The sequence below is a fragment of the Gemmatimonadaceae bacterium genome, assembly GCA_019637445.1.
In the GTDB taxonomy this organism is placed as follows: Bacteria; Gemmatimonadota; Gemmatimonadetes; order Gemmatimonadales; family Gemmatimonadaceae; genus Pseudogemmatithrix.
Genome location: JAHBVS010000002.1, coordinates 538,662 through 562,423, shown reverse-complemented (window position 1 = coordinate 562,423; position 23,762 = coordinate 538,662). Strand labels below are relative to the sequence as shown.

Sequence of the window (23,762 nt, the reverse complement as noted above, 5' to 3'; positions counted from 1 at the left end):
CGATGCTCGACAGTCAGTCGCTGAACCGCATTTCGCCCGAGTTGACAGAGTTCCGATGCGCTGTTGATGGGGTGGCCACTGCAAGTTCGAGGACAGCGCCGGCTGCCTACATCGCACTACTTCTGGCGGTGGGAGTTGCATTGCTGCTTGCGCCGCTGTCCGCCGCGGCGCAAGCCCACCCATCAGCCGCCCCGGTGCGGCCGATACCCGCCTGCGGTGCGATGCTGTGCGAGACGGAGCACCTGCTCACCATAGCACTTGACGCCGTGCTGACTGAGCGGAAAGACTGCCAGCGGGCGGCGCCGTTAGTCTTGGACCTCCTCTACTTTGCGCCCTCGGTCGAGCGGGTAGTGCCGGCCGGTCCGCCGGTCGCACGCGCCCGCGAACTATCAATCGCTCTCTTCAGCCGCTATTGGCGCGAGATTTCCGTCGTGGACTCGGCGGCCGTGCTTGCGGTGCTAGACACTCCGGGGCCGTCATGCATTCTCGTGTTCTCACCTCCGCTCGCCTCGTTGCCAGGAACGATTCGCGTGCAAGTGGCCGTCTGGTCGCGACAGGATGGCCTGGCGCGAGGTGAGCAACTCTTCGTGCGAATCGCTTCAGTCGACGGTGTCTGGAGCGCGGTGCGCGTCGAGTACGGATGGCGTTAGCGCTGCGAGGAGAGCTGCAATAGCTATGCAGCAAGCGCTTCCCACAGAGGGCTCCTATGAGCGCCACACCACCCGCGGCACCGCAAGGAGCCTGCGCCTCTGCCCAGGTCTGCGCACCCTGCGTTGGAGCGGTTCGCTGGCTGTGTGCGTGCTCGCGGCGTGTTCGGGACCGCCGACTCCGGTTGTCTCCCTCGGTCTCGGGGAACCCCAAGTCTCGTTCAACTGGTCTCTTCAAGAGCTCCAGCGCGCGCGACCGCAGCTTGGGCACGTTCCATACGCTGGATGGATCGAACCGAGCGGCGACGCGCGGATCCTCGAGGCTCGATACGAGTTCAATCCAGCAACCCCCGCGTGGCTTGAGAGACGCGCGGGACGGCTCGCAAGGTTTCACCTTCGAATCGACTCTTCGCGCACGGCGGCAAGCACCCTCGATCTGCTCGTTAGCGCGTTTGGCGAACCCACGTCGCGCTCCTGCACTCCGCACTCGACACCACGAGGCTGGGCCACCCAATCTGTCATCTGGAAATCCGAGGCCACCAAGCGGCAGACGGTCGAGGCAGAGATATCCTTCGAAACGGGAGGGGATTCGTTGCGCCAGGTCGGCACCGTGATCGTGCGGGTGTCTCGAGGATCATCGAAGCAACGTGGCGGAGAGCTGCCGCGCACAGCTGACGCGTGTCCGGGGGCGGCGTGGATCGACTCGCTCCTGTCGCAGCCTCGGTAGACGCCAGCCGCCGGTCCCGCGTGCGCCGCTTAACGCGCCCCTGCGGGCCCCGTCCCCTCGCTAGCCCAGCGCCTTCCGCACGCCGACTAACGCCAACGACAGCTGCTCGAGCGCTCCCTGCACCGCCGCAGCATCACCACCCGCACCCGCCAACTCCGCAGCCGCACAGGCCGCCGCAACATCGCCAGCACCCAACTGCAGTGCACTGATCCGCAGGGCACGCGCACCCTCCGCCACGGCCTCGAAGTTCTTCGCCAGGAACTGCCGAGCCAACCACTCCTCCTGCGCCGCGGCGAAGGCGAGGAACGCCGAACTCATCGCCTCGACGAGCTCGTCGCCGCCCACGGCGCGAATGGCATCGAGCGCCCGACGAGTCTCCGGCGAGCGTGGGTCAGGTCCGCTGTGCGTATTCATCTCCCCAAGCTGTCACTGCTCCTTCATTCGCGAAATACCGCCGGTCCTCCGCGACGATCTGCCCCGCCCCCGTTGCCTCCCCCGCCCCATCAGTTGACCTTTCCCGGAGGCCCGGAGGGTTGGCAGAATGGCTATTGCAGCGGTCTTGAAAACCGCCGTCCGAAAGGACTTGGGGGTTCGAATCCCTCACCCTCCGCTTACAATCGCGAGAGAAACCGTTGGTAGGGTTGGCCGTATCGAATGGTGGGCGTGATTCCGCGTCCCCTGCTCGGAGGTCCGATGCCACATCGCTCCGCTCGTCAGACGCGTCTAATCGCCATCGCCGCGCTCACCCTCGCCCTCTTCACCGCCCCGACGCTCCAGGCGCAGTCAGCCAGCCAAGCCGCGGGCACCCAGCCGCCAACCCTTCGCGGCCCGATGGCCCAGATCGCCTGGCTCGCCGGCCGCTGGGTCGGCAGCGGCGGCAGCTACAGCGCCTTCTACGAGGAGTACCGCGTCCTCAACGACACGACGCTCGAACAGCGCGAGGTCGACGACGCGGCCTTCACCCAGCAGCGGTCCAACGGCGTCTTCACCGTCCGCGACGGCCAGATCGTGAAGCTCAACGCCCGCGGCGAGGTCACCACGCGCATCACCGTCGTCGCCGACACCGTGAGCTTCGCCAGCACCACGCCGGGCCGGGGCAGCTATCGCTGGATCCGCACCGGTCCCACTACCTGGCGCGCCGAGCTCGCTCGCGTGACCTACGAGCTGCGCCGACCTTGATTCACCCCCCGCTCGGGGCGAGATTCCCTGTCGACGCTCGGACACGCCCGAGTGCGCTGGAGACGTGGCCGAGAGGCTGAAGGCGGCGGTTTGCTAAACCGTTATACGGGGTTACACCTGTATCGAGGGTTCGAATCCCTCCGTCTCCGTGTGCGGGCCCGCCGGTACCTTCTCCGGTCGGGCCCGCTTCTCGTTTCCGTCCGTTCCCGCCCTGATGACTGCCTCGCCCCCACGCCTTCGCTTCGCGCCTTCCCCCACGGGCTACCTCCACGTGGGCGGCGCGCGCACGGCGCTCTTCAACTGGCTGCTCGCCCGCAAGCTCGGCGGCCAGTTCCTGCTGCGCGTCGAGGACACGGACCGCGCGCGCTCCACCGAGGAGTCCACGCGCGCGATCTTCGAGGGGATGACCTGGCTGGGCCTCGACTGGGACGAGGAAGTCGTCTTCCAGGGTGCCAACCTCGCGCGCCATCGCGCGGACGCCGAGCGCCTGCTGCTCGAGGGGAAGGCCTACCGCTGCTTCTGCACGGCCGATGACCTCGCGCAGCGCCGCGCCGCCGCCGAGGCCGCGGGTGGCGCCTTTGCCTACGACCGCCGTTGCGATCGCATCCTGCCCGAGGAGGCCGAGCGTCGTGCCGCCGCGGGTGAGGCCTTCACCATCCGCTTCCGCGTGCGCGATGGCGAGACGGCCTGGGACGATCTCGTCCACGGCCGCATCAGCTTTCCGAACAAGGACATCGACGACTTCATCATCCTGCGCTCGGACGGCTCGCCGATCTACAACCACGCGGTGGTCTCCGACGATATCGCGATGCGCATCTCCATCGTGATGCGCGGCGACGACCACATCTCCAACACGCCGAAGCAGATCCTGCTCTACGAGGCACTGGGCGCGGCGCAGCCGCAGTTCGCCCACCTGCCGATGATCCACGGCACCGACGGGAAGAAGCTCTCCAAGCGCCACGGCGCCACGGCCGTGGGCGACTACCAGCACCAGGGCATCCTGCCGCAGGCGATGGTGAACTTCCTCGCCCTGCTCGGCTGGTCGCCCGGCGGCGATTTCGACGAGGTGATGTCGATGGCGCAGCTGGTGGAGTCATTCAGCGGCGATGGGCTCCTCAAGAAGGCGGCGGTGTTCGACCCGGCCAAGCTGGAGTGGATGAACGGGCAGCACTTGGCGCGGATGCCGATTGGCGATGTGGTGGCGCTAGTCTCGCCGCTGCTCGTGAAGGCGGGGCTCGCCACGGCGACCGAGCTGGCCGGCAAGCGCGCCTGGCTCGAGAAGCTGCTCGAGCTGCTGCGCGTGCGCGCGCGGCTCACGGACGAGATCGTCACGCAGGCCTACGCCTACTTCAAGGACGATTTCGCCTACGAGCCGGATGCGGTCGCGAAGCAGTGGAAGGATGCCGCGGCCGCGACTGGGCATCTCGCTGCGGCGCGTGAGGCGCTGGTTTCGCTTGAGCCCTTCGACGAGTCATCGATTGAAGTCGCGATGCGCGCGTTGGCCGAGTCGCGCGGCGTGGGCGCCGGCAAGCTGCTCCAGCCCCTGCGGGTCGCGCTGGTCGGCTCGGCGGCCTCGCCCGGCATCTTCGAGGTGATGGTGCTGCTCGGCCGAGAGGCCTGTGTGTCGCGCATCGCGCGCGCCGTGTCGTATTTGGCGGCGACGAATGCCTGACACGCCGCGCGCGCCGCTCACTGCTGTCGAGCAGCGCGTTTGGCATCATCTGCTCGACCACCTGGCCTCGCACGGCTACCAGCCGAGCATTCGTGAGATTGCGCGGCATTTGCGCATCCCGTCCACCCGTACGGTCTCGGACCTGATCAAGGCGCTGGAACGGAAGGGCTACGTTCGGCGCGCGCCCGGCCGCTCGCGTGGCGTTGTGCTCGATGGCGTCAGTGGCGCGCGCGGCACGCAGCCCGTGCCCGTGGTGCGATGGTCGCCAGATGGCACGATGCTCACCGAGGAGCACCTCACGTTCGACCGCTCGCTGCTCCCCGCGGACGATTGTTTCCTGGTGCGGGCCAACACGGAGGACGCGCCGCGGGTCGGTGTGCGAGAGGGCGACTTGATTCTTGTGGCGCCGAGCGCGCGCGTGCCGGAGGGCGGCGCGGTGGTGGCGCGGGTCGGCCTGCAGATCTTCGTGCGGCAGATGGAGCGGCGCGGCACGACGGTGCGGCTGTTGGCGCCAGCGCCCGGCACGCAGGACATCATCGCCGGGGCGGACACGGTGCGCATTCTTGGGCCGCTGGCCGCGGTGCTGCGCGTGACGCTCACGCGCGCGCAGGATGACGAAGCTGGTTGAACGTGCGCCGCGCTGCATCGCGCAGCCAGCGGCCTAGTGCCGCGATCGGATTGGCGCGGCGAACCGCTTACGGTCGACCCGGAACCGTCGAAGGCGGCGGCGTGCTCGGCGGCGGTTCCTCGCCCCGCGCCTGCGCCTCGCGCCGCTCGCGCTCCTTGCGCTCTCTCAACGCCCGCACCGCCGCGTAGAACTGGTCCTCACGCATCGCCCGCAGCGCCTGCGACTGGATCTCCGCGCGCATCGACTCCAGCCGCCGCGCGCGCTCCATCGCAATCGGATTGGCCTGCACGTTGAGCGGCAGCATCGCGAGCGCCGCGGTGGGCAGCGAGAATCGCCCGAGCCGGATCATGCCGCGATCGATGCCGTACTTGCGACCGCCGAGGTCGAAGGTCCAGTCGCCGGGCCGCCGCTCGTCATCGCCCCCGAGCCGCGCGATGGAGTCGTCGAGGTAGTAGATCCGCTCGGCGAGCATCTGGCGCAGCGTGTCGGCGCGGGTCATCGGCACGATGGGCGAGACGATCTCGTTGCCGTGCTGCACCCAGAGCCGCTGGTCGGTGAACGAGGGCTGGATGCCCTGCAGCGGACCGCCGCCCCCGATGATGGGGCCGCTGCCGCCGCGGTCCTCGGTGCTCGGCGGCGTGACCGGCACGCTGCCCGGCACATTGGTCGGTGCCACGATGGGCGGCGCCTCGGCGGGCGTCTCGGTGGCCTCGCGTCCGTCGCCACCCGCGCGCGCAGGCCGTCGCTCGGCCGGACCCTCCGTGGGCAAGATCACCTGGAAGCTGATGCGCTCGGGGATGATGGCCCCGCCAGCATCGTCACGCAGGAAATCGAGCGCCACGGGCACCAGGAAGGCCGGCACGAGGATGGCGAGGAGCATCAATTGCGCGACCAACGCCGCCACGGACGCCCGGGGATCCCCGGAGCGCCGCTTGGGCAGCAGTTGGATGCGCTTCTTGGCCATTGCCTACTCGTCCGCCTTCACGGGGTTGGACACCTTGCTCCAGCCCGGCACCTCGACCTCGACGACATCACCGGGCGAGAGCGCGCGCACGCCGGCGGGGGTGCCCGTGAGCACGACATCACCGGGCTCGAGGGTCATCACGGTGGTGATGTGGGCAATGAGCTCGGCGATGGGAAAGACCATCTCGCGGGCGTGGCCGCGCTGCACTTCCTCGCCGTTGAGCCGGGTGACGACCTCGAGTGCCGTGAGGTCGACGCGGCCCTGCTTCTCGGGCCCGATGGGGCAGAAGCTGTCGGACCCCTTGGCGCGCCACCACTGGCCGTCGGCCTTCTGCCAATCGCGCGCGCTGACGTCGTTCACGGCCACGACGCCTCGCACGGCTTCGGCGGCTTCTTCAGCCGTGGCCTTCCGGATCTTGGAGCCGATGACAACGCCGATCTCGCCCTCAAAATCCACGCGTCCGGCGTCCGCCGGTAGCACGATGGCGTCACCGTTCTGGATCACGGTGCTCGGCGGCTTCAAGAAGATCAGCGGCGCCGCCGGGACCTCGTTGCCGAGTTCCTTGGCGTGCTCGCGATAGTTGCGTCCGGCGCAGACGATTTTGCTCGGTCTCATTGACGGTGAATTTACCCTGTTCGGCCGGGAGAGTTTGCTAACTGCTGGCCACAGAGGCACAGAGACACAGAGGACTGCAACTGCTCTTGGGGGGTCCGCGCCGCGGGGATCTGTCCAGGGGACCCCCTTGAAGGCCGTTGTGGTTCTCTGTGTCTCTGTGCCTCTGTGGCATTCAGTTTCTATCCAAGCGATAGAACGCCCGAAGCTCGTCCCGAAGCATGGCCCAGGGCCCTTGGAGACGAGTCGCGGGAGGCAGACCTTCGGTTAGACGGCGGCCGTAGGACTTGGTTACCACGCGCGGGTCGCAGATGATGACCGCGCCGTGGTCCGAAGCCGTGCGGATCAGGCGGCCGAAGCCCTGTTTGAGGCGCAGGGCCGCGTGCGGGATCATGTATTGGCCAAAGGGGTCGCCGCCGGCGGCCTCGATGGCCTCGCACTGGGCCGCCGTGATTGGCTCCGTCGGGACGCGGAAGGGGATCCGGCCGATCACCATCCCGCGCAGCGCACGGCCGGGGACGTCCACGCCCTCCCAGAAGCTCGCCGTGCCGATCAGGACCGCGTCGCCGTGCTCGCGGAAGCGGCGCAGGAGTTCGTCGCGCGCGGACTCGCCGTGGACCAGCAGCGGGTACTTGGACTCCACGCCCGCCGCCCGGAGCGCCGACGCCGCCTCGCGCACGTCACGGTGGCTCGTGAAGAGCAGGAACACCCCGCCCTCGGCGGCTTCGATCAAGTCCTGCGCTGCCGCCACCGTGCGTTTGAAGTGCCCCGCCCCGTCCGCGTTCGGCGCCGGGAAGTCGCTGGGGATCAGAAGCATCGCCTGACGCGGGTAGTCGAAGGGCGAGGCCAGCGAGGCCGTCACCGGCTCCAACTCCTCGTCGTCCAGGCCGAGGCGCTTCGTGATGAAGTCGAAGCCGTCGCCCACGGCCAGCGTCGCGCTCGTGACCACCGCCGTCTCCACGCGGCGGAAGAGGTCCTCGCGGAGGATCGGGGCCAGGTCCAGCGGCACCGACGTGGCGCCCACGTTGCGCTCGCCTGAGCCGCGTAGCTCCAACCATCGCACCTTCGGCGCGCCCTCGCGGCTCGGGCGCAGCGCCGAGCGCAGCGCGTCGCCCGCCGTCTGCAGGCGGCGCGTCACGCCGCGCACTTCGTTCAGGAAGGGCGCCAGCTCCTCGGCGCGGCCTTCGTCGGATTCCAGGCGCTCGCGCACCATCCGCAGGCCGTCAGCCAAGAGCTCGACCTCGGCCAGCAGGTCGTCCAGCGCCACGTCGAGCCCCGCCTTCCAGATTGGCTCATCGTCGAAGGCTTCCGTCAGCCGCACCACGGAATCGCTGCGATCACGCATCCATTCGGTGAGCAGGTCACAGAGCTGCTGCGACTTCTCGCGCGCCGTGTTGAGCGAAGGCACGAGCCGCGCGCGCAACAGGTCCAGACTCGCGACGCTGTAGAGATCCGAGCCCGACGCAAGCTTGCGTTCCAGCGCCGGCAGCAGGCCCTTGCCGCGGCGCTCGAGCCGTGCGAAGAGCCGCTCGAGGCCGCGGCGTGAGACCGTCTGCCCCAAGTGCGCGGCGGCCGCGTCCTCGAGATGGTGACCCTCATCAATCACCAAGCGCTTGTAGGCCGGCAGCACCGCCGCCTCGTCCCAGCGGCCCGAAGCCCGCCGCACCGCGATGTCGGCCATCAGCAGGTGATGGTTCACCACCACGACGTCCGCCTGCGCCGCCGCACGCCGCGCCTTGAACACGAAGCACTTGTCGAAGTGCGGACACTTGAGTCGCGTGCACAAATCGCCTTCCGCCGCCACTTCGTCCCAGACCTCACCGCGCGGTGGGCTCGTCAGGTCGGCCAGTGACCCGTCTTTGGTCTTCTCGGCCCAGGCCTCGAGCATCGCGAGATCCGCGGAAGATGCGTCGTCATCGAAGAGCACCGGCGCCTGCGCGCGCGCCTGCTCAAGCCGCTGCAGGCAGAGGTAGTTGCGCCAGCCCTTGAGCAGCGCGAAGCGCACGTCCTGGTCCGTGAGCGCTTCCTTCAGGAAGGGCAGGTCCTTGCTCGTGAGCTGTTCCTGCAGCGTGATGGTGTTCGTCGACACCACCGTGCGCTCGCCACTCTCGGCGGCCCATCGCAGCGCCGGCACCAGGTAGCCCAGTGATTTGCCCACGCCCGTGCCGGCCTCGATCAGCCCCACGCCACCGCGGGTGAACAGTTGTGCGGCGATGCGCGCCATCTCGCGCTGGCTTGGCCGGTCCTCGTAGCGCTTGAGATGCGCGGCGATCGGGCCGTCGGGACCGAGCGCGCCGGCCACGTCGCCCGGCGCGAGTGCAGCGACCTTGGCGGCCCGTGGGACCTCGACCACCACATAGAGCCGAGCGCCTTCGTTGTCCGTGATGGCGAAGCCGATGCCATCATCGTGCAGCTTGGCCGCCACCGCGAGGTCGGCATCGGACGGCTCCAGCCAGCCACTCGGGTGGTTGTGCAGCAGCAGCTCGCCGCGATTGGCGAAGCCCGGCAATGCCAGCACGCTTGAGACATCGCCGCGGGCCACCACGCGCGCCGACTGCACAACGCCCTCGTCGTTGATCGTGCAGACGAAGCACACTTCGCGCCCGCCGGCGAGGCGGATGGCGGAGCGGACGGCGGCTTGGGCACCGGGCGTCAGGCGCCCGGTCTCCCCTGTCACGTCTTGAGCGGCTTCTTCTTGGCCGCCGGGAAGAGCACGTTGTTGAGGATCAACCGATAGCCCGGCGAGTTGGGGTGCAGCGCCAGGTCCGTCGGCGGCGCGCCGATGCTGTGCTGCGGATCCTCGGGGTCGTGCCCGCCCAGGTACGTGAAGCTGCCGCGCCCGTACGAGCCGTGGATGTACTTCACCCAGGGCGCGCCTTCCTCGTGCGCGAGGATGGTGACACCCGGCTTCAGCGTCTTGCGCGTGAAGGAAGTCGTGACGCCGTAGTAGTCGCGCAGCACGGCGCGATGGTTCTGCACGAGCATCGTGGCCACGGGATCGAACTTGGCGGAGAAGCCGAACAGCGAGAAGGTGCCCAGCGGCTGGCGCCGCGACGGCACATTCACCTGGTGTCCGTCGATGTCGCTCATCGCGTTCACGCCGCCGCCATACTCCAGGTGCGCGCCCTGGATGGCGAAGGTGCGCGTCCAGTCGAGCTTGGACTCCGCCGCCGGGTCCATCGGCGTGCCGTCGGTCTGCGCGGCCGCGATGTCCACGCCGAAGCCGGCGACGGCCATCTCAAGCGTTTCCGTCGCGCCGCACATCGCGAAGAGGAAGCCGCCGCGCTCCACGAAGGCACGCAGCCGCTCCGCGACCATCTTCTTCAACTCGGGGATGTCGCGCATCTGGTACTTGCGCGCGGTCTGCAGATCGCGCTCGCGGGCCTGCACGTACCAGGGTGCGTCACGGAAGCCGAGGTAGAGCTTGTGCTGCTGGCCCGTGAAGTCCTCGTGGTGCAGATGGATCCAGTCGAACTGCGAGAGGTCCGTCGTGATGACGTCGTCATCCCAGATGGTCTGGTACGGGATGCCGGCATAGGTCAGCGCCAGCGTGACGGCGTCGTCCCAGGGCATCGACTGCGGCGGCGAGTACACGGCGATGCGCGGCGCACGCTCCAGCGGCACGGCGTCCATGTTGCCGTCGTTGATCTGCCGGCGGACGGCCGCCAGGGCGTTGCCGTCCAGCGCCTCGAAGGTCACGCCGGCGAGCAGCGCCGCGCGGCGGATGGCCGGCGTGTCGAGCAGCAGGAAGCTGCCGCCGCGGAAGTTGAGCAGCCACTCGCTGCGCATCCCTTCGGTGAGCGCCGAGAAGGTGACGCCGTAGGCCTTGAGATGGTTGGTCTGCGACTCGTCCATCGGCAGCAGGAGGTGCTGCGCGCGGAGGGGCGCAACCGCCAGCACCGCGCTGACGAGCCCGGCCGCGACAAACCGCGTGAATCGGGCCAGACGCGACCTCTGCGCAAGGCCGGTGCTACAGACGTTTCGAGAGCGAGCGAGCATCACAGAAAGCTAAGCGCGCGGCAGCGCGTCCAGCTCGCGCCGCGCCTGCGGCACCAGCGCCGAGCGCGGGTAGGTGATGATCAACTCCTCGAACTGCTCGCGCGCGCCGCGCGTATCGCCGCCGCGCACGAGGATGCGGCCCCACTCCAGCCGTGCCTCGGCGGCCTCGGGTGCGCTCGAGTGCTCCAGCGCGACCTTGGACCACAGCGGCAGCGCACGGGCGTCGGCGCGGCGCGAGGTTTCCAGGCGCGCGGCCATCGTCACGAGTAGGGGCGCGGCCTCGGCCAGCTCGCCGGCCGCCTCGAGATAGGCAGCGACCGCCTTGCTGGTGTCGGCGCGCGCGAGTTCGAGGAAGGCGCGACCCACGGTGACCGAGCGTGTCGCCGTGGTGCGCGAGAGCAATGCCAGCGCATTCACGGCCTCGGCCGCGCTCAGATCGCCGTTGCGCAATGCCACACGGGCGCCGGCCAGGTCGCCATCGAACAGCGCCAGCCATCCGGCGACGGCATCCTCGGCGTCGAGCGGCGCACCGGCCAAGGCGGCGCGCGCCTTGGGCACGTCGCCGGCGCGGATCCAGGCCCAGGCCACCGTGCGGGCGTAGCGGCGCTGGCCCTCGGAATTCAAGCCAGAGTTTGCCAGCGCACGCTCAGCGTCCGTGGCGCGGCCAAGTCGGGCGAGTGCGTCGAGCTCGATGCCCAGCAATTCTTCGTCGATGGCGCCGGGCTGCCGCGCGACTTGCGCGAGGCGCAGCGCGGTCGTCGCATCCGAGGCACGCAGCGCAGCCGTGGCCCCGCGCTTGGCGATGGCGGCGTCGGGCTTGGCGCCCTGCACTGCCACCAACGCATCGCGCGCCGCGGCCCAGGCCTGCGCGCGCTCGGCTTCCTCGGCAAAAGCGCGCCAGACGGCGACGACGGTGTCCGAGGCCGGCAGCTCGGCCAGCACGCGCCACCCGTCGCGCGGCGCGCCCCAGCTGAGTTCCAGCAGCGCCAACGCCTGCCGCGCGCCCAACGGGGCGTCCGTCACCGTCAGCTCGCGGCGGATGGCATCGCGGTAGTCCGACGGCGCGCCCTGCAGCGAGAACACGGTCGCGGACTCGTAGTACGCCTGGTCGCGCATCGTCTCGCGCCAGGCCTCGGCGGCCTCGCCCCATCGTCCGAGCGCGGCACGCAGCTGTGCGGACTCCAGTAGCAGCGATCGCGTATTGCCCAGCGCGCCGGCCGCCTCGCGCAGCACCGAGTCCGCCGAGGCCGTGCGATTGTTGTAGAGCAGCACGCGTGCGTAATCGCGGTAGGGCGTAACGTCGCCCGGCCGCAGGTCGCGCCAGGCCGCGAAGGCCTTCCGCGCATCAATGTCGCGGCCCAGCGCGAGGAGGGTGCGCAGCTGCACCGAGCGCAACTGCGGCTCGCTCGGCGTGATGGGAATCAGCGAGTCGAGCAGCGGCAGCAGCTCGGCTTCCTCGCCCATCATCGCATACGTGCGCTCGAGGCCGAGCATCCCGGAGAGTGTCGCGCCGGAGGCGACGACTTCCTTCCAGGCGTTCGCGGCGTCGAGCAGGCGGCCGGCGTTCTCGTGTTCAATGGCCTTGGAGATCAGCGTGCCGGCGGCGTCCTGCTGTGTCTGCGCGCGGGACGTCGAGGAGAGAGAGGCGAGTGCTGCAATGGTCAGAGCCGCACAACGCAACAACGCACCAGCCTTCACAGGCAAACGCACAGAGGCACTCGCGACGCAACGCGCCGCCTTCCACATCCCCCAACGCCTCACGGCCGACCCGCGGTGGCCGCGGCGTTGAGGCGCCGGAAGTACTCGATCACCAGTCGGCGATCCTCCGCACTCAACCCTCGAAGCTCGTCCCAACTCGGCACCGCGTAGCGCTCGCCCGGCTCACCCTTGCCGTCGCCGCTGGGGCGCAGTCTCTCGGTGGTCCGCGCGGCCCGCGCCTCGCGCCTGGCACTCTCGTCGCGCTGGTCCTGCTCCAGCGAGCGACCCGCATCGAGCATCCGACGGAAGAGCCGCTCCTGCCTCGCCTGCGTGGCGGGATCCACCGCGCCCTGGTCCAGCGCGAGCGCCAGCGCACGCGCCTCGCGCGCCATCTCCTCGGCGCGACCCGTGGGGTCGGCGTCGGCAACGTCGTCGAGCTGCCGCGCCACATCCCGCTGCGCGCGGGCCAACTGCCGCGCCTGCTCGCGCGTGGCCGCATCCATCTGCGACGCGCCGCCTTGGCGCTGCGCCATCGGCAGCAGGCTCAGCATCTGGTTGTTGAGCCCACCCTGCTGTTGCGCCAACTGCTGCAGCTGCTCCAACAGTTCAGCGATACCGGTAGCGGAACGCGCCGAACCGGCGCGCTCGCGATCGCGCGTGAGCTGCGCGGCGGCCTGTCGTAGGGCATCGGCGGCCTCGCGCATGGCCTGCTCGGTCTGCCCGCGGCGACCCTCGGCCGCATCGCGTGTGGCCTGCGCCGCGCGCTGCTCGGCGCGATCCATCAGCTCCTGCGTGCGCGGCGTGACCAGCGTGGAGCGACGGCTCTCCTCCTCGAGACGCTGCTGCGCCGCCTGCACGCCCTGCTGCAGCGCCGACTGCGCCCCGCGCATCTGCGAGGCATCCTGCTCGCCACGCGCCTGGTCGGCCAGCGCGTCCTGCTCGCGGGCCATCTGCAGCATCTCCTGCACCGAACGGTCGAGCGCCTCGGTCAGCTCGGCCTTCCATTCGCCGACCTGCTGGCGACGCGCATCGGACATCGCGTCGGCGGCCTTCTCCATTGACTGCGCGGCCTGCGCGGCGGCGTTGGGATCCTGTCCCGCCTGCTGCATCTGCTGCGCCGACTGCTGCGCCTGCTCCGCGCCCTGCTGCATCTGCTGCGCGCCGGTCTGCGCGCCGGCCTGTTGCAGGCGCTCGGCCAACTGCTGCGCCATCTTCGCGAGGTCCGACGCCTCGCGCTGCATCTGCTGTGCCTGATCCGGCGATGGCGGACGGCTCTGCGCACTGTCCGCCATCTGCCGCTGCCGCTCGGCGAGGTCGCGGCTCTGGTCGGCGACGGTCTGCATCTGCCCTTCCATCGCCGCGCGCTTGAGCATCTCGGCGCTCTTCTCCAGCGTCTCGCGCAGGCGACGCTGCTGTTCGGCGAGCTGCTGCATCGACTGGCGCGTGCGCTGGCCGTCGAGTTCCTGCGTAGACTGCTCGAGGTTCTCCATCGCCGCCATCATTTCCGGCGTCATCGCGTCGCGCAGCATCCGTTGCGCGTCCTGCAGTTGGCGCGCGAGCGAGCTGTCGAGCGCACCGGCGCTGCGCAGGCGATCCTCGAGCTCGCGCGCCGCGTCCTCGAGCTGCTCCACCTGGTTGGCCATCTGCCGCTGCCGCTCGGCGATGTCGCGGGCGCGTTCGGCGCTGTCGTAGTTCAGGCCTTCACGCGGCGCGTTGGCATTGGGCTGCGCGTTCTGCGCGCCCTGCTGCTGGCCTTGGGCGTTCGGTGGCGCGTCGCGGTTCTCGGCGTTGGCGCCACGGTCGGCGCGAGTGCGCGCCTCGTTGGCGGTCTGCTCGGCGAGCGCGGCCTGCGCGGCGGCGGCGGCTTCGGCCGCGCCAACAGCGGCGTCAGCGGCGGCACGTGCCGCGGCGCGGGCCTGATCCGCGGTCGGCACACGCAGCGTGAGCGGCGCGCTCAGGCCTTCACGCGCACCGGGCGCCGCGTCGCGCGCGACAAGTTGAACTTCCACGGCGTCGCCAGGCTGCAGGCGGAAGGGCCTGAGGTCCGCCGCGGCCGAGCCGCTCCAGAGCGCGTCGCGCCCGTCGCTCAGGCGAATCTCGCGCGGCGCGGACTCGCTGCCGCTCTTGCGCAGTCGCAGCCACACGCCGGTGAGGCCGTTGTCGTCCTGCGCGAGCAAGTCGAGAAGCACCGCGACGTCGGGCTCGACGAGCAGCTCACCTGTCGGCGACAGGATGTCGGCGTGCGGCGCGGAGTCCGGCAGCACTTCGATGTCCAGCGGCGGCGGCACGTCGAGGATCGGCTGCGCGGCGCTGGTCACGTCCCAGGCGTAGACATCGCGCCCGCGCGGCGTGAACGCCCCGCGGAAGTGCGAGCCATCGGCCACCATCGCCACGCGCGCCGTCTCGCCGCGCAGCGCGACGGCGGCGAGCGGCTCGGAGGCGTTGCCTTCAATCGAGAGTCGCGTGCCTGCCGGGATGCGCAGCGGTGCGTCGGATGGCAGGCGTTCGCGGGCGCGCTCCAGATACGCCGGATACTCGGCCAACACCGTCACGTTTCCGACGAAGGGCCGGTCCACGACACGAATGGCGATCGAGTCGCTGCCCGCACGGCCGTCGGAGGCCAGCACCACGAGATCGGCATCGGCCGAGGGAATCCGCAGTGCTGCGCGGCCGGTGGAATCGACGAGCAACATCTCCTGCTGCCAGCCACCGCCCGTGGCACGCCAGCGCATCTGCACCACGCGACGCCCCGGCGCCTCGATGCCGAGGTCGATGGCCGAGCCACGCATCGCACGCTCAGGCGCGTCGGCGATGCGCAGGGGCGCGACGAGTGCACCGCGCCAAGCCTCGATCGGATGCAGCAGCGCCGACCAGCCCTCGGGGCGCCGCGCCCAGGACGAAGAGGCCAGCGTGAAGATCTGCGCAAAGGCAAACAGCGACAGCAGCGCCGCGCGCAGGATACGGCGGCGCAACCGCGGGGCCGGCCGACGCGTGGCCTCGCGCAACTGTGCGCCGAGCAACTCGGCGGCGTGTTCGGCGAAGATGCCGGTATGCGCAACCTCGAGCAGGCCCGTGAGGGCGCCGCGGCGCATGCCCTGCTCTGTCTCGATGGACTCTGCGACGTGGTGCGGCGAGGCGCGCCGGCCGAGGCGCAGGGCGAGGAACGCACCGAATCCCACGGCGGCGGCGATCGCCGCGACCCAGACGAGCAGCGGCGTCGCGGCCGGCAGCGTGAGCCAGCGGCCGCCGTCGAACCATCCGGCCGCGGCGCTCAGCGCGCCGAGCAGCAGCGCAATCGGCAGCAGCAGGCGCGGAATGAAACCGAGCCGGCGCAAGCGAGCCGCTTCGCGGCGCACGACGGAGAGGACGCTCATCGTGCCACCTCAACGCAATCGCGACGGCGAACGCTCATCGCGCCACCCCGCTGGTCACCGCGTACACGAACAGGTTCACGCCCATCCGCAGCGCCGTCTCGTGCAGCGCCGGCGGGTCCTCGGGATACGTGCCGATGTCCTCCCAGCCATTCCCCAGGTCCGCCTCGTGCGAGTAGTAGACCGCCAAGCGCTCCCCGATGAAGATGCCCAGTCCGCGCGGCGGCTTGCCGTCGTGCTCGTGGATCTTCGGCACGCCCTGCGGGAACGGGTACACGATGCGGTAGATCGGATGCTCCAGCGGAACATCCACCAGCGCCCGGTCGGGGAACACCCTGGCGATTTCGCGACGGAAGTTCTGGTCCAGTCCGTAGTTGTCGTCCACGTGCAGGAAGCCGCCGCGCAGCAGGTACTCGCGCAGGCGCTGCACCTCGGCGTCGCTCAGCCGGATGTTGCCGTGTCCGGTGATGTGCAGGAACGGGTGGTCCCAGAGCCGCTCGTCCATGAGAGTCAGCCGGACTTCCGTGGGCTCGACCGCCAGCGTGGTGCGCTGCTGGATGGCGCGGATGAGATTCGGCAGGCTGGACGGGTTCGCGTACCAGTCGTCGCCGTCGTACTGGAGCCGGGCGACGGTGAGTCGGGGGCCAGAGCCCGCGCCAAGGGTCACGGCAAGCAGCAGCAGGAGAAGCAGTCGGGACCGCATCAATCCTCGTGCGCCAACCGGTAGGCCAGATTGCGCGGCGCGCCGAGCGCCTGCAGCTCGCGCTGCACGTCCCGCGCGGACGCGCCTTCCCCACGCCGCGTGGCGGCGCGCTGACGGAGCTGCGCCTCGTCGATGGGCGCCGCCTCCGCTCCGGCAATTACGATCACGACTTCTCCCCGGGGCTCGTGCTGCCCGTAGTACGCAGCGAGTTCGCGGACCGTTCCGCGACGAAACTCCTCATACTGCTTGGTCAGTTCCCGGGCGACGACCGTTGCTCGTTCCCCGCCGCCGGCGGCCTCCAAATCGGCCAGCGTGGCGGCCACACGGTTGGGCGCTTCGTACAGCACCGACGTGAGCGGCGAGCCGACCACGAGGCCGAGCATCTGCTGCCGTTCCCCACCCTTCCGCGGCAGGAAGCCCAGGTAGGTGAAGCGGTCGGCGGCCAGCCCGGAGCCGACCAGTGCGGCGAGCAGCGCCGAGGCGCCCGGTACGGGCGAGACCGGAATGCCGGCGTCGATGGCCGCGCGCACCAAGCGTGCGCCGGGGTCGGAGAGCAGCGGCGTCCCGGCATCGCTGATCAGCGCCAATGATTCACCCGCCTGCAGCCGCGCGATGAACGTTGGCGTGGCCTGCGCCTCGTTGTGCTCGTGGTAGGCCAGCAACGGCGTCCTAATCTCAAACCGTTCGCAAAGAACGCGCGAGTGCCGCGTGTCCTCCGCGAGCACGGCAGCCACCGCGCGCAGCGTGTCCACGGCGCGCGGACTCAGGTCCCCGAGATTCCCGATCGGTGTGCTGACGATGTAGAGAGTGCCCGGGCGATTGTCGTCGGTGAGCGCGCCGCTCACCACTTCACTTTCCACGGCAGGGCATCGTAGAGACCCGCCGACTGGAACACGTGGCGGCGCGAGGCGGTGAGCTCGCGCAGCAGGTCCTCAGGCGTGACGTCGTCGGGAGCCGCTGCCCACAGAATGTCCGCGACCCAGGCGCCGATCGCCTTGGTCAGCGTGTTGGCGTCGGTGACCGGATCCTTGAGGCGCTCGAGCGCCGGCGAGAAGCGGTCCAGTGTGGGGTGCTTCTGCACCAAGGCCCGTCGCGCACCCTCGCTCACCTCGCTGGCGTGCGCCTTGCCCGCGCTCTCCAAGCGCGCCGTCAGCGCGCCCATGAGCTCGCGATACGCCTGGATCAGCGCCGGCGACGCCTGCGCCGGCAGGGGGTCGGGTGTCGGCCACAGGCGCAGCACGGGCGGAGTCGCGTGCGCCCCACCGTGCAGCAAGCCGCGCATCAGCGCCACCGGCTCGCCCGGCCGAGGGTCCACGAAGTAGCCGCGCGATATCTGCCCGCTGGAGACGGACACGAAGTTCACCATCCCGTCCACCATCAACTCCACGGCGCCGTCGTGCATCGTGCCGTGCAGGTACGAGATGATGGGGTCGAGCGTACTGACGTCCAGCTCGCGCGGCCAAGGCAGCGGCTCGCGCGTCTGCGAGGCGTACATCAGGTCCAGCTGCTCGTTGTCCGCCTCGTGGAAACAGATGCTCCCATACTCGGCGGCCGTCGGCACGCGGCCGATGGCATCACTGATGGCGATGGGCGAGAACGCGAAGCCGTCGCTGCTGGTGGTGGCGTTCACCACCTCGCCTTCCTCGAGGTAGAGGCAGATCAGCTCCTCGGGGAGCCAGCAGGCCACATAGCCGGCCACGCGCGCCGCGCGGTCGCGCTTGGCGTCGGTGAGCAGGTTCCGTAGATGCACGTACGCCAAGCGAGTCCTCTGCAACAGGACCCGCTTGGCGGGATAACGGATGGCGTCGCGGATTCCCGGCATCGCCCCCCGAACTTAGCGCGTCAGGCGGCGTGCTGCTCGAACTTCGCGGCCAGCGCCGGCTTCGGCACGGCCCCGATCACCTGGTCCACCAGCTTGCCGTCTTTGAAGAACAGCAGCGTGGGGATCGAGCGCACCTGGAAGCGCATCGCCGTCTTCTGGTTGGCGTCCACGTCCAGCTTGGTCACCTTCACGCGGCCGTCGAACTCCTCGCTCAGCTGCTCGAGGATCGGCGCGATCATCCGGCAGGGGCCGCACCAGGTGGCCCAGAAGTCCACCACGGCGAGTCCCTTGTGCTGCTCCACTTCGTTCGCGAACGAGTCGTCGGTCACGGCCATCGTCTTCGACATCGGCTCCCTCTCCTTATGATGCGGAGCCCGGCGCTCGCGCCGGCCACTTCCGCGATTACGTTTTTGCTCGATGCGACTGCGGTCGCCGAACGCACCGTCCACACCTTGCTATGTCTGCTTCCACTCCGCGCGGCACCCGCATCGCCCACCTCGGCATCGCCGTCGAGAGCCTCGAGGCGATCCTGCCCTTCTACCGCGACCTACTCGGCCTGCCCGAGGTTCCCGTCGACGACGCCGACGGGGCCCGCATCGCAGCCCTCGCAGCCGGCGAATCCCTCGTCGAACTGCTTGAGCCTAAAGAATCCGACTCCCCCATCGGGAAGTTCCTCGCCAAGCGAGGACCCGGCATCCATCACATCTGCTTCGCCGTGGACGACCTCGACGGCACGCTCGCGCGCTGCAAGGCCCAGGGCATCCAACTCATCGACGAGACACCGCGCATCGGCGCCGAGGGCAAGCGCATCGCCTTTTTGCATCCGCGCGCCACGAACGGCGTGCTCGTCGAACTCAGTGAATATTAATCCCGACCGGAACCCGGTCGAACGGGTGCATTTGGTGAACTACAGAAGTCCCGCAGCGGGCGCGGGTCGAACTCCTCGACAAACCAGCGGTTCGTCCGCGCGTTCTGCACGGTCGTGAAGGTCGTCGTTGCCAGCTTGTCGCCCTGCTTGAGCTCCACCCGATAGACCTGCCGCCCCGCTTCACCCGGCGACGCCACGCCCAACCGAGACTCATCGTGCCGCAGCAGGCAGATCATCACCAGCAAGCGCTGCTCGAGCTCCTGTCGGCTGACCTCGTCACGCGTCGGGCGTGCCGCGTTGCCCCACACCGCAGACATCTGGTCGAGGTCGCGCGCCCGCGCGGCATCGAGGAACTGCACCACCGCTTCCGGCGACGTCCGTGTACCCGTGTCGCCCCCACCAGTCGAGCGCCGGCACGCGCCCGCGACCACCACTGCCAGCAGCAACGCCCCGATCGGCAACACGCGTCTCACGATTGACCCTCTGCGATGAAGGAAAGGATGTCCGACAAGATGCCCGCGCAGCGCCTCTACATCAACATCGATCACGTCGCGACATTGCGGCAGGCGCGACGCGCGAGTTATCCCGATCCGGTCGCCGCCGCGCAGATTTGTGAGGATGCCGGCGCGGACGGCATCACCGTGCACCTGCGCGAAGATCGACGACACATCCAGGACCGCGATGTCGAGCGCCTGGCCAAGGTCGTGCGCACGCCGCTCAACCTGGAGATGGCGGCCACCGCGGAGATGACCGGCATCGCCATCGCGCTCAAGCCGCACCAGGTCACGCTGGTGCCGGAGAAGCGCGAGGAGATCACCACCGAGGGCGGGCTCGACCTCTTCGCCAACCCCGCCAGGTTGCAGGCCACCATCGACGCGCTCGGCGCCGCCGGCATCCGCACATCGCTTTTTATTGACCCCGACCTCCGGCAGATCGCCCGCGCCGCGGAGCTTGGCGTGCCCGCCATCGAACTGCACACCGGACGCTACTGTCACCACCCGGAGCAGCCCGAGCACCTGCGCGCGCTTCAGGACGCCTCCCGCGACGCCAAGGCGCGTGGCCTCGCCGTCCACGCCGGCCACGGGCTCACGCTCGAGAACGTTGGGCCGGTCGCGGCCATCCCCGAGTGCGAGGAACTCAACATCGGGCACGCGATTGTCAGTCACGCCGTCTTCGTCGGCCTTGCCGAGGCCGTGCGGGCCATGCGCGAGGCCATGGACCGTGCGCGCGGCTAGCCCCGTCGCCCCGTTGACCACGGGCGGTCGGCGGGCGAACCTTAGCGTTCCTATGGAGACGCGATGAGCGGCCTGCTCGACTTCTTCACCCTCGAAGCCAGCGAATACGTCGAGCAGCTCGACGGCCTGGTGTCGCGGGCCACGTCGTCGCCGCCGGAACCCGAGCCCTTCGCCCGGGCACTGCGCGCCCTTCGCGGCAGCGCCACGATGGCCAAGGTGGATGGCATCGCCGAGTTGGCCTCCGCAATGGAGCGCCTCGCCAAGCAGGTGCGCGACGGCAAGCTGGCCTGGGACACGGAGACCCGTGGGGTCGCGATCGCCGCGGTGGACGACGCCAAAATCCTCATCCGTGGCGTGCGCAACTGGGGCTCGGCGCAGACGCAGCGTGCGGCCGCGCGCGTGGATGAGATCGAGCGCATCGCGCCCAAGCCGGAGAGTGCCTCGGCGGAGTCGCGAAAGGCGAGCAACTATCTGGCGAAGGCGGCGGCCGAGGCGGCCGCGGCGCTGCTCGAGTACGTGGAGAGCCCGGGTTCGCCGCAGCACTTCACGCTGGTGATGGGCAAGGTGCGCGCGCTGCGCGGCGTGGCGGCGCTGGCCGACCTGCCGCCGCTGGCCGAGGTCGTGGACGCCGTGGACGCGGCGGCCAAGCCGCTGGAGCTCGGGCTCACCGAAGCGACCGCCGAACGTCGTCGGCTGCTGCGCACCGCCGCGAAGGTGCTGCTCGAAGGCGGCGACGCCATCCGGATGGGTGGAGCGCCGCCGCTCAACTCGGCGGCCGTGCAGGAGTTCACGCTCGCCGCTGCCGCACTTGGCGCGCAGCAGGACGCCGACCACGTGGTGCCGATTGCCTCGCTGCTGGAGGACGTGCCGGACGCCGTGCAGGCGGCGCCCAACCCGCCGACGACGGCTGCGCAGCGATTCCGGCTCGAGGTCGTCAGCCAGGCGGAGCATCTGCGGCGCCTCGTGCACGATGGTGGCCGCGCGCAGGATGGCGCCACGAAAGAGCGGCTTACGCGCGAGGTGCGCGCGGCGGTGCGCAGTCTCGCCCGCGCTGCACAGAGTTTCGGCGCGACGCCGATCGCCGAGTTGTTCCTGGCCGCTGAACGCGGCGCCGCGGCATTGCAGCCGGAGACGCTCGGCGTGCTGGATCGCGCCGCGCAGCGCCTGAGCGCGAGTGATGCCGCGCCGGACACGCTCGACGCCGACTTCGCGGCCTTGATGTCTTCCCTGGCCACCGAGCGCCCGCGCGCGATGACGCCGTCAGTCGCCGCTGTGGTCGCCAAACGCGCGTCGTCCGGTGAGATGGCGGCCGTAGGAGCGGAGCGTATGCCCACCCCCGCCCGTGGCTCGACAGCCACCCGCACGCCGACGCCGGCCGCGACGCGAACCGCAACACCCGCGTCGATGCCCGCTGTTGGCAATGCCGGTGGTGCCGGCTCGCCGCCCTCCGGCGCCGCCCTGCGCGACTTGCTCGCCGTGGGCATCGCCGGACTCGCGCCGCTCGACGAAGTGCGGCTCGCCGATCCCGTGATCGGCGAGGACGACGACGTCATCCCGATCGAGGAGTTGCTCTACCGCGGGAAGGACGCGCTCAGGCGCGCCATCGAGATCGGCGAGACGCTGCGGCAGGCCGCCAGCACGCCCGACGACGACACCCTCGCCGAACTCTACGACCTGCTGCAGCTCGCGGCGGTGGAGTAGGCCGCGTGCGCCTCGGATGGCGCGGACTGCTCGGCATTGCGCTCAGTGTCCTGCTGCTCTGGTTCACGCTGCGTGGCGTGGACCTGCACGAGGTTTGGACGGTGCTCTCGACCTCGAGCATTCCGCTATGGATCGCGTCGACGGTCGCGGCGACGCTGATCTTTCCGCTGCGCGCGCGGCGCTGGCAGGCGCTGTTGGCTCCGGTGGCCGGTCGCCTGCCGCTGGGACCGCTGTGGCGCGGCACGGCCATCGGCATGATGGTGAACAACGTGCTGCCGATGCGCGCGGGCGAGCCGGCGCGCGCCTACGCGCTCACGCGCGAGCGGCGTGAGCTACGATTCACCGCCGCGTTCGCCTCGCTGGCCGTGGATCGATTGTTCGACGGGACGGTGGTGCTCGGCCTGATGCTGTTGGCCACGATGGATCCGCGTTTCCCCGCCGACGCCACGGTGTTCGGCGCCACGGCCTGGAGCATCGCCGCCTCCGCGGCGACGGTCTTGGCGGCCGTGTTCGTGGTGCTCGCGCTGCTGGCCTACGCGCCCACGTTCTTCCTGGCCCTCTCCGATCGCATCTGGGGCGCGGTGCTGCCGGGACTGGCGCCGAAGATCCGCGGCATGCTCGAAGGCGCCATCGGTGGCCTCGGCGTGATGCGCGATCCGAAGCTGGCGCTCGAGGTCCTCTGGTGGGCCATCCTGCATTGGCTGATGAACGCCTTCGCGTTCTGGCTGGGCTTCAAAGCGCTCGCGATTGCCGCGCCGTTCTCGGCCGCGCTGTTCACGCAGGGACTGATCGGCATCGGCGTGTCCCTGCCCTCGGCGCCGGGATTCTTCGGCATCTTTGAACTCGCGGGCAAGGCAGGACTCTCGTTGTACGGCGTCAGCGACGCGGATGCGGTCAGCTGGGCGCTGGGATTCCACCTGCTCTCGTTCATCCCCATCACGGTGCTCGGGGCCTGGTACTTCTCGCGACTCGACCTGCACCTGGCGGACATCAAGGATGCGAAGGAAGAGGCCGCGCACGTCGGTGAGGCGCAGGGCCCCGACGCGTGACCGCGACCGCCGCCAGCGTCGACGCGCAGGCAAAACTCAACCTGCGACTCTGCGTGCTCGCGCGCGAAGCGTCGGGCTATCACCAGCTTGAATCGCTATTCGTCCGCATCGATCTCTCGGACGCGGTGCGCGTGGCCACCGATACGTCCGCGCGCACGCTGGACTGCCCCGGCGTCGACCTCCCCGCGGAACGCAACCTCGCCTTTCGCGCGGCCGTCGCGTTCGCCGAGGCCGCTGGCTGGCCGACGGGGTTCGACATCAAGATCGAGAAGCGTATCCCGGCCGGTGGCGGACTGGGCGGCGGCAGCGCGGATGCCGGTGCCGTGCTCCGCGCGCTGAACGCACTCGCGCCCAAGCCGCTGGACGGCGCCCGCCTGATGTCGCTGGCCCTACAACTCGGCGCCGACGTGCCCTTCCTCGCCACGGATGCCGCACTGGCCTTGGGCTGGGGCCGCGGCGAGCGCCTGCTCGCGCTACGCCCGCTTCCCGCGCGCGAGGTGCTGCTCGCGCTGCCAGGCTTCGGTGTCGAAACGGCGGCGGCATTCAAGTGGCACGCCGCCCAAGGCGATGGCACCCCGGCCGCCGCACCGCCGCCGCTCACACTCGACGACCTCGACCGCTGGGACAACATCGCGCCGCTGGCGATTAACGACCTCGAACCCGTGGTCTTCGCGCGGCACGAGGCCGTGCAGCAATGCGTGGAGCGTCTGGCCGCGGCGGGCGCGAAGATCGCGCGGATGAGCGGCTCCGGCTCCACGGCCTTCGGCGTCTTCGATCGCCGCCCGATGCCCGAACCCAGCGGTTTCCCCGACGGCACCACGCTCGTCCACACGCGGACGTCCACGAGCGTCGCACAGGTGAAGCTGCTCGATTAGCTTCCCCGCAGT

21 protein-coding genes and 2 tRNA genes are annotated in these 23,762 nt (G+C 70.0%); 11 read left to right on the top strand and 12 right to left on the bottom strand.

The window, feature by feature from the left end:
• Positions 1-2 precede the first annotated feature (2 nt).
• Positions 3-650, top strand: a complete 648-nt coding sequence (locus KF709_12590; protein ID MBX3175245.1) for a hypothetical protein — start codon at positions 3-5, stop codon at positions 648-650.
• 784 nt (positions 651-1,434) lie between these two features.
• Here the strand turns inward: KF709_12590 and KF709_12585 are convergent.
• Positions 1,435-1,788: a hypothetical protein gene (locus KF709_12585; protein ID MBX3175244.1), complete on the bottom strand. Its 354-nt coding sequence runs from the start codon at positions 1,786-1,788 to the stop codon at positions 1,435-1,437.
• A 113-nt stretch (positions 1,789-1,901) separates the two neighbouring features.
• Here KF709_12585 and KF709_12580 point away from each other — a divergent pair.
• The 5 genes from KF709_12580 (at position 1,902) to KF709_12560 (ending at position 4,853) form a co-directional block, all read left to right on the top strand.
• A tRNA-Ser gene (locus KF709_12580) sits at positions 1,902-1,984 on the top strand.
• Between the two features lie 83 nt (positions 1,985-2,067).
• Positions 2,068-2,553: a hypothetical protein gene (locus KF709_12575; GenBank protein MBX3175243.1), complete on the top strand. Its 486-nt coding sequence runs from the start codon at positions 2,068-2,070 to the stop codon at positions 2,551-2,553.
• A gap of 58 nt (positions 2,554-2,611) precedes the next feature.
• Positions 2,612-2,702 (top strand) — tRNA-Ser (locus KF709_12570).
• Between the two features lie 65 nt (positions 2,703-2,767).
• Positions 2,768-4,225, top strand: a complete 1,458-nt coding sequence (locus tag KF709_12565) for a glutamate--tRNA ligase (GenBank protein MBX3175242.1) — start codon at positions 2,768-2,770, stop codon at positions 4,223-4,225.
• A complete protein-coding gene (locus KF709_12560; GenBank protein ID MBX3175241.1) occupies positions 4,218-4,853 on the top strand; it encodes a MarR family transcriptional regulator in 636 nt (211 codons plus the stop codon). The genes KF709_12565 and KF709_12560 overlap by 8 nt, the downstream gene beginning before the upstream one ends.
• A gap of 67 nt (positions 4,854-4,920) precedes the next feature.
• Here KF709_12560 and KF709_12555 read toward each other — a convergent pair whose 3' ends face one another.
• The 10 genes from KF709_12555 to trxA all read right to left on the bottom strand — a co-directional run bounded on the left by KF709_12555 (position 4,921) and on the right by trxA (position 18,369).
• Complete coding sequence (locus KF709_12555) at positions 4,921-5,817, bottom strand: hypothetical protein (protein MBX3175240.1); 897 nt, start codon at positions 5,815-5,817, stop codon at positions 4,921-4,923.
• Between the two features lie 3 nt (positions 5,818-5,820).
• Positions 5,821-6,432, bottom strand: coding sequence for a fumarylacetoacetate hydrolase family protein (locus KF709_12550; protein MBX3175239.1), 612 nt, complete (start codon positions 6,430-6,432; stop codon positions 5,821-5,823).
• 172 nt (positions 6,433-6,604) lie between these two features.
• Positions 6,605-9,106 (bottom strand): hypothetical protein, encoded by a 2,502-nt coding sequence (locus KF709_12545; protein MBX3175238.1) that lies wholly within the window; start codon positions 9,104-9,106, stop codon positions 6,605-6,607.
• Positions 9,103-10,428, bottom strand: coding sequence for a hypothetical protein (locus tag KF709_12540; GenBank protein MBX3175237.1), 1,326 nt, complete (start codon positions 10,426-10,428; stop codon positions 9,103-9,105). The genes KF709_12545 and KF709_12540 overlap by 4 nt, the downstream gene beginning before the upstream one ends.
• A 9-nt stretch (positions 10,429-10,437) precedes the next feature.
• The gene (locus tag KF709_12535; protein ID MBX3175236.1) at positions 10,438-12,138 is read right to left on the bottom strand and encodes a hypothetical protein; all 1,701 of its coding nucleotides are present in this window, start codon (positions 12,136-12,138) and stop codon (positions 10,438-10,440) included.
• Positions 12,139-12,185: 47 nt separating this feature from the next.
• A complete protein-coding gene (locus KF709_12530) occupies positions 12,186-15,500 on the bottom strand; it encodes a hypothetical protein (protein ID MBX3175235.1) in 3,315 nt (1,104 codons plus the stop codon).
• Between the two features lie 34 nt (positions 15,501-15,534).
• Positions 15,535-16,200, bottom strand: a complete 666-nt coding sequence (locus tag KF709_12525) for a DUF4159 domain-containing protein (protein ID MBX3175234.1) — start codon at positions 16,198-16,200, stop codon at positions 15,535-15,537.
• Positions 16,200-17,045, bottom strand: coding sequence for a 16S rRNA (cytidine(1402)-2'-O)-methyltransferase (rsmI, locus tag KF709_12520; protein MBX3175233.1), 846 nt, complete (start codon positions 17,043-17,045; stop codon positions 16,200-16,202). The genes KF709_12525 and rsmI overlap by 1 nt, the downstream gene beginning before the upstream one ends.
• Entirely contained in the window at positions 17,042-18,022 is a 981-nt protein-coding gene (locus KF709_12515) for a hypothetical protein (protein ID MBX3175232.1), read from the bottom strand. Before KF709_12515 ends, rsmI begins: the two co-directional genes overlap by 4 nt.
• Positions 18,023-18,042: 20 nt before the next feature.
• Positions 18,043-18,369 carry a thioredoxin gene (gene trxA / locus KF709_12510; protein MBX3175231.1) on the bottom strand — a complete coding sequence of 109 codons (327 nt, stop codon included), beginning with the start codon at positions 18,367-18,369 and terminating at the stop codon, positions 18,043-18,045.
• A gap of 110 nt (positions 18,370-18,479) precedes the next feature.
• On the opposite strand from trxA, the gene mce reads away from it, so the two are divergent.
• Complete coding sequence (gene mce, locus KF709_12505; GenBank protein ID MBX3175230.1) at positions 18,480-18,890, top strand: methylmalonyl-CoA epimerase; 411 nt, start codon at positions 18,480-18,482, stop codon at positions 18,888-18,890.
• Here the strand turns inward: mce and KF709_12500 are convergent.
• Positions 18,887-19,363 carry a hypothetical protein gene (locus KF709_12500; GenBank protein MBX3175229.1) on the bottom strand — a complete coding sequence of 159 codons (477 nt, stop codon included), beginning with the start codon at positions 19,361-19,363 and terminating at the stop codon, positions 18,887-18,889. The two genes, mce and KF709_12500, sit on opposite strands and share 4 nt — an antisense overlap.
• Before the next feature lie 27 nt (positions 19,364-19,390).
• On the opposite strand from KF709_12500, the gene KF709_12495 reads away from it, so the two are divergent.
• The 4 genes from KF709_12495 to ispE all read left to right on the top strand — a co-directional run bounded on the left by KF709_12495 (position 19,391) and on the right by ispE (position 23,750).
• Positions 19,391-20,125, top strand: coding sequence for a pyridoxine 5'-phosphate synthase (locus tag KF709_12495; protein ID MBX3175228.1), 735 nt, complete (start codon positions 19,391-19,393; stop codon positions 20,123-20,125).
• A 63-nt stretch (positions 20,126-20,188) separates the two neighbouring features.
• On the top strand, positions 20,189-21,826 hold the full coding sequence (locus tag KF709_12490) for a hypothetical protein (protein ID MBX3175227.1): 1,638 nt from the start codon (positions 20,189-20,191) through the stop codon (positions 21,824-21,826).
• 5 nt (positions 21,827-21,831) lie between these two features.
• A complete protein-coding gene (locus KF709_12485; GenBank protein MBX3175226.1) occupies positions 21,832-22,875 on the top strand; it encodes a flippase-like domain-containing protein in 1,044 nt (347 codons plus the stop codon).
• On the top strand, positions 22,872-23,750 hold the full coding sequence (gene ispE, locus KF709_12480) for a 4-(cytidine 5'-diphospho)-2-C-methyl-D-erythritol kinase (GenBank protein MBX3175225.1): 879 nt from the start codon (positions 22,872-22,874) through the stop codon (positions 23,748-23,750). Before KF709_12485 ends, ispE begins: the two co-directional genes overlap by 4 nt.
• Positions 23,751-23,762 lie beyond the last annotated feature (12 nt).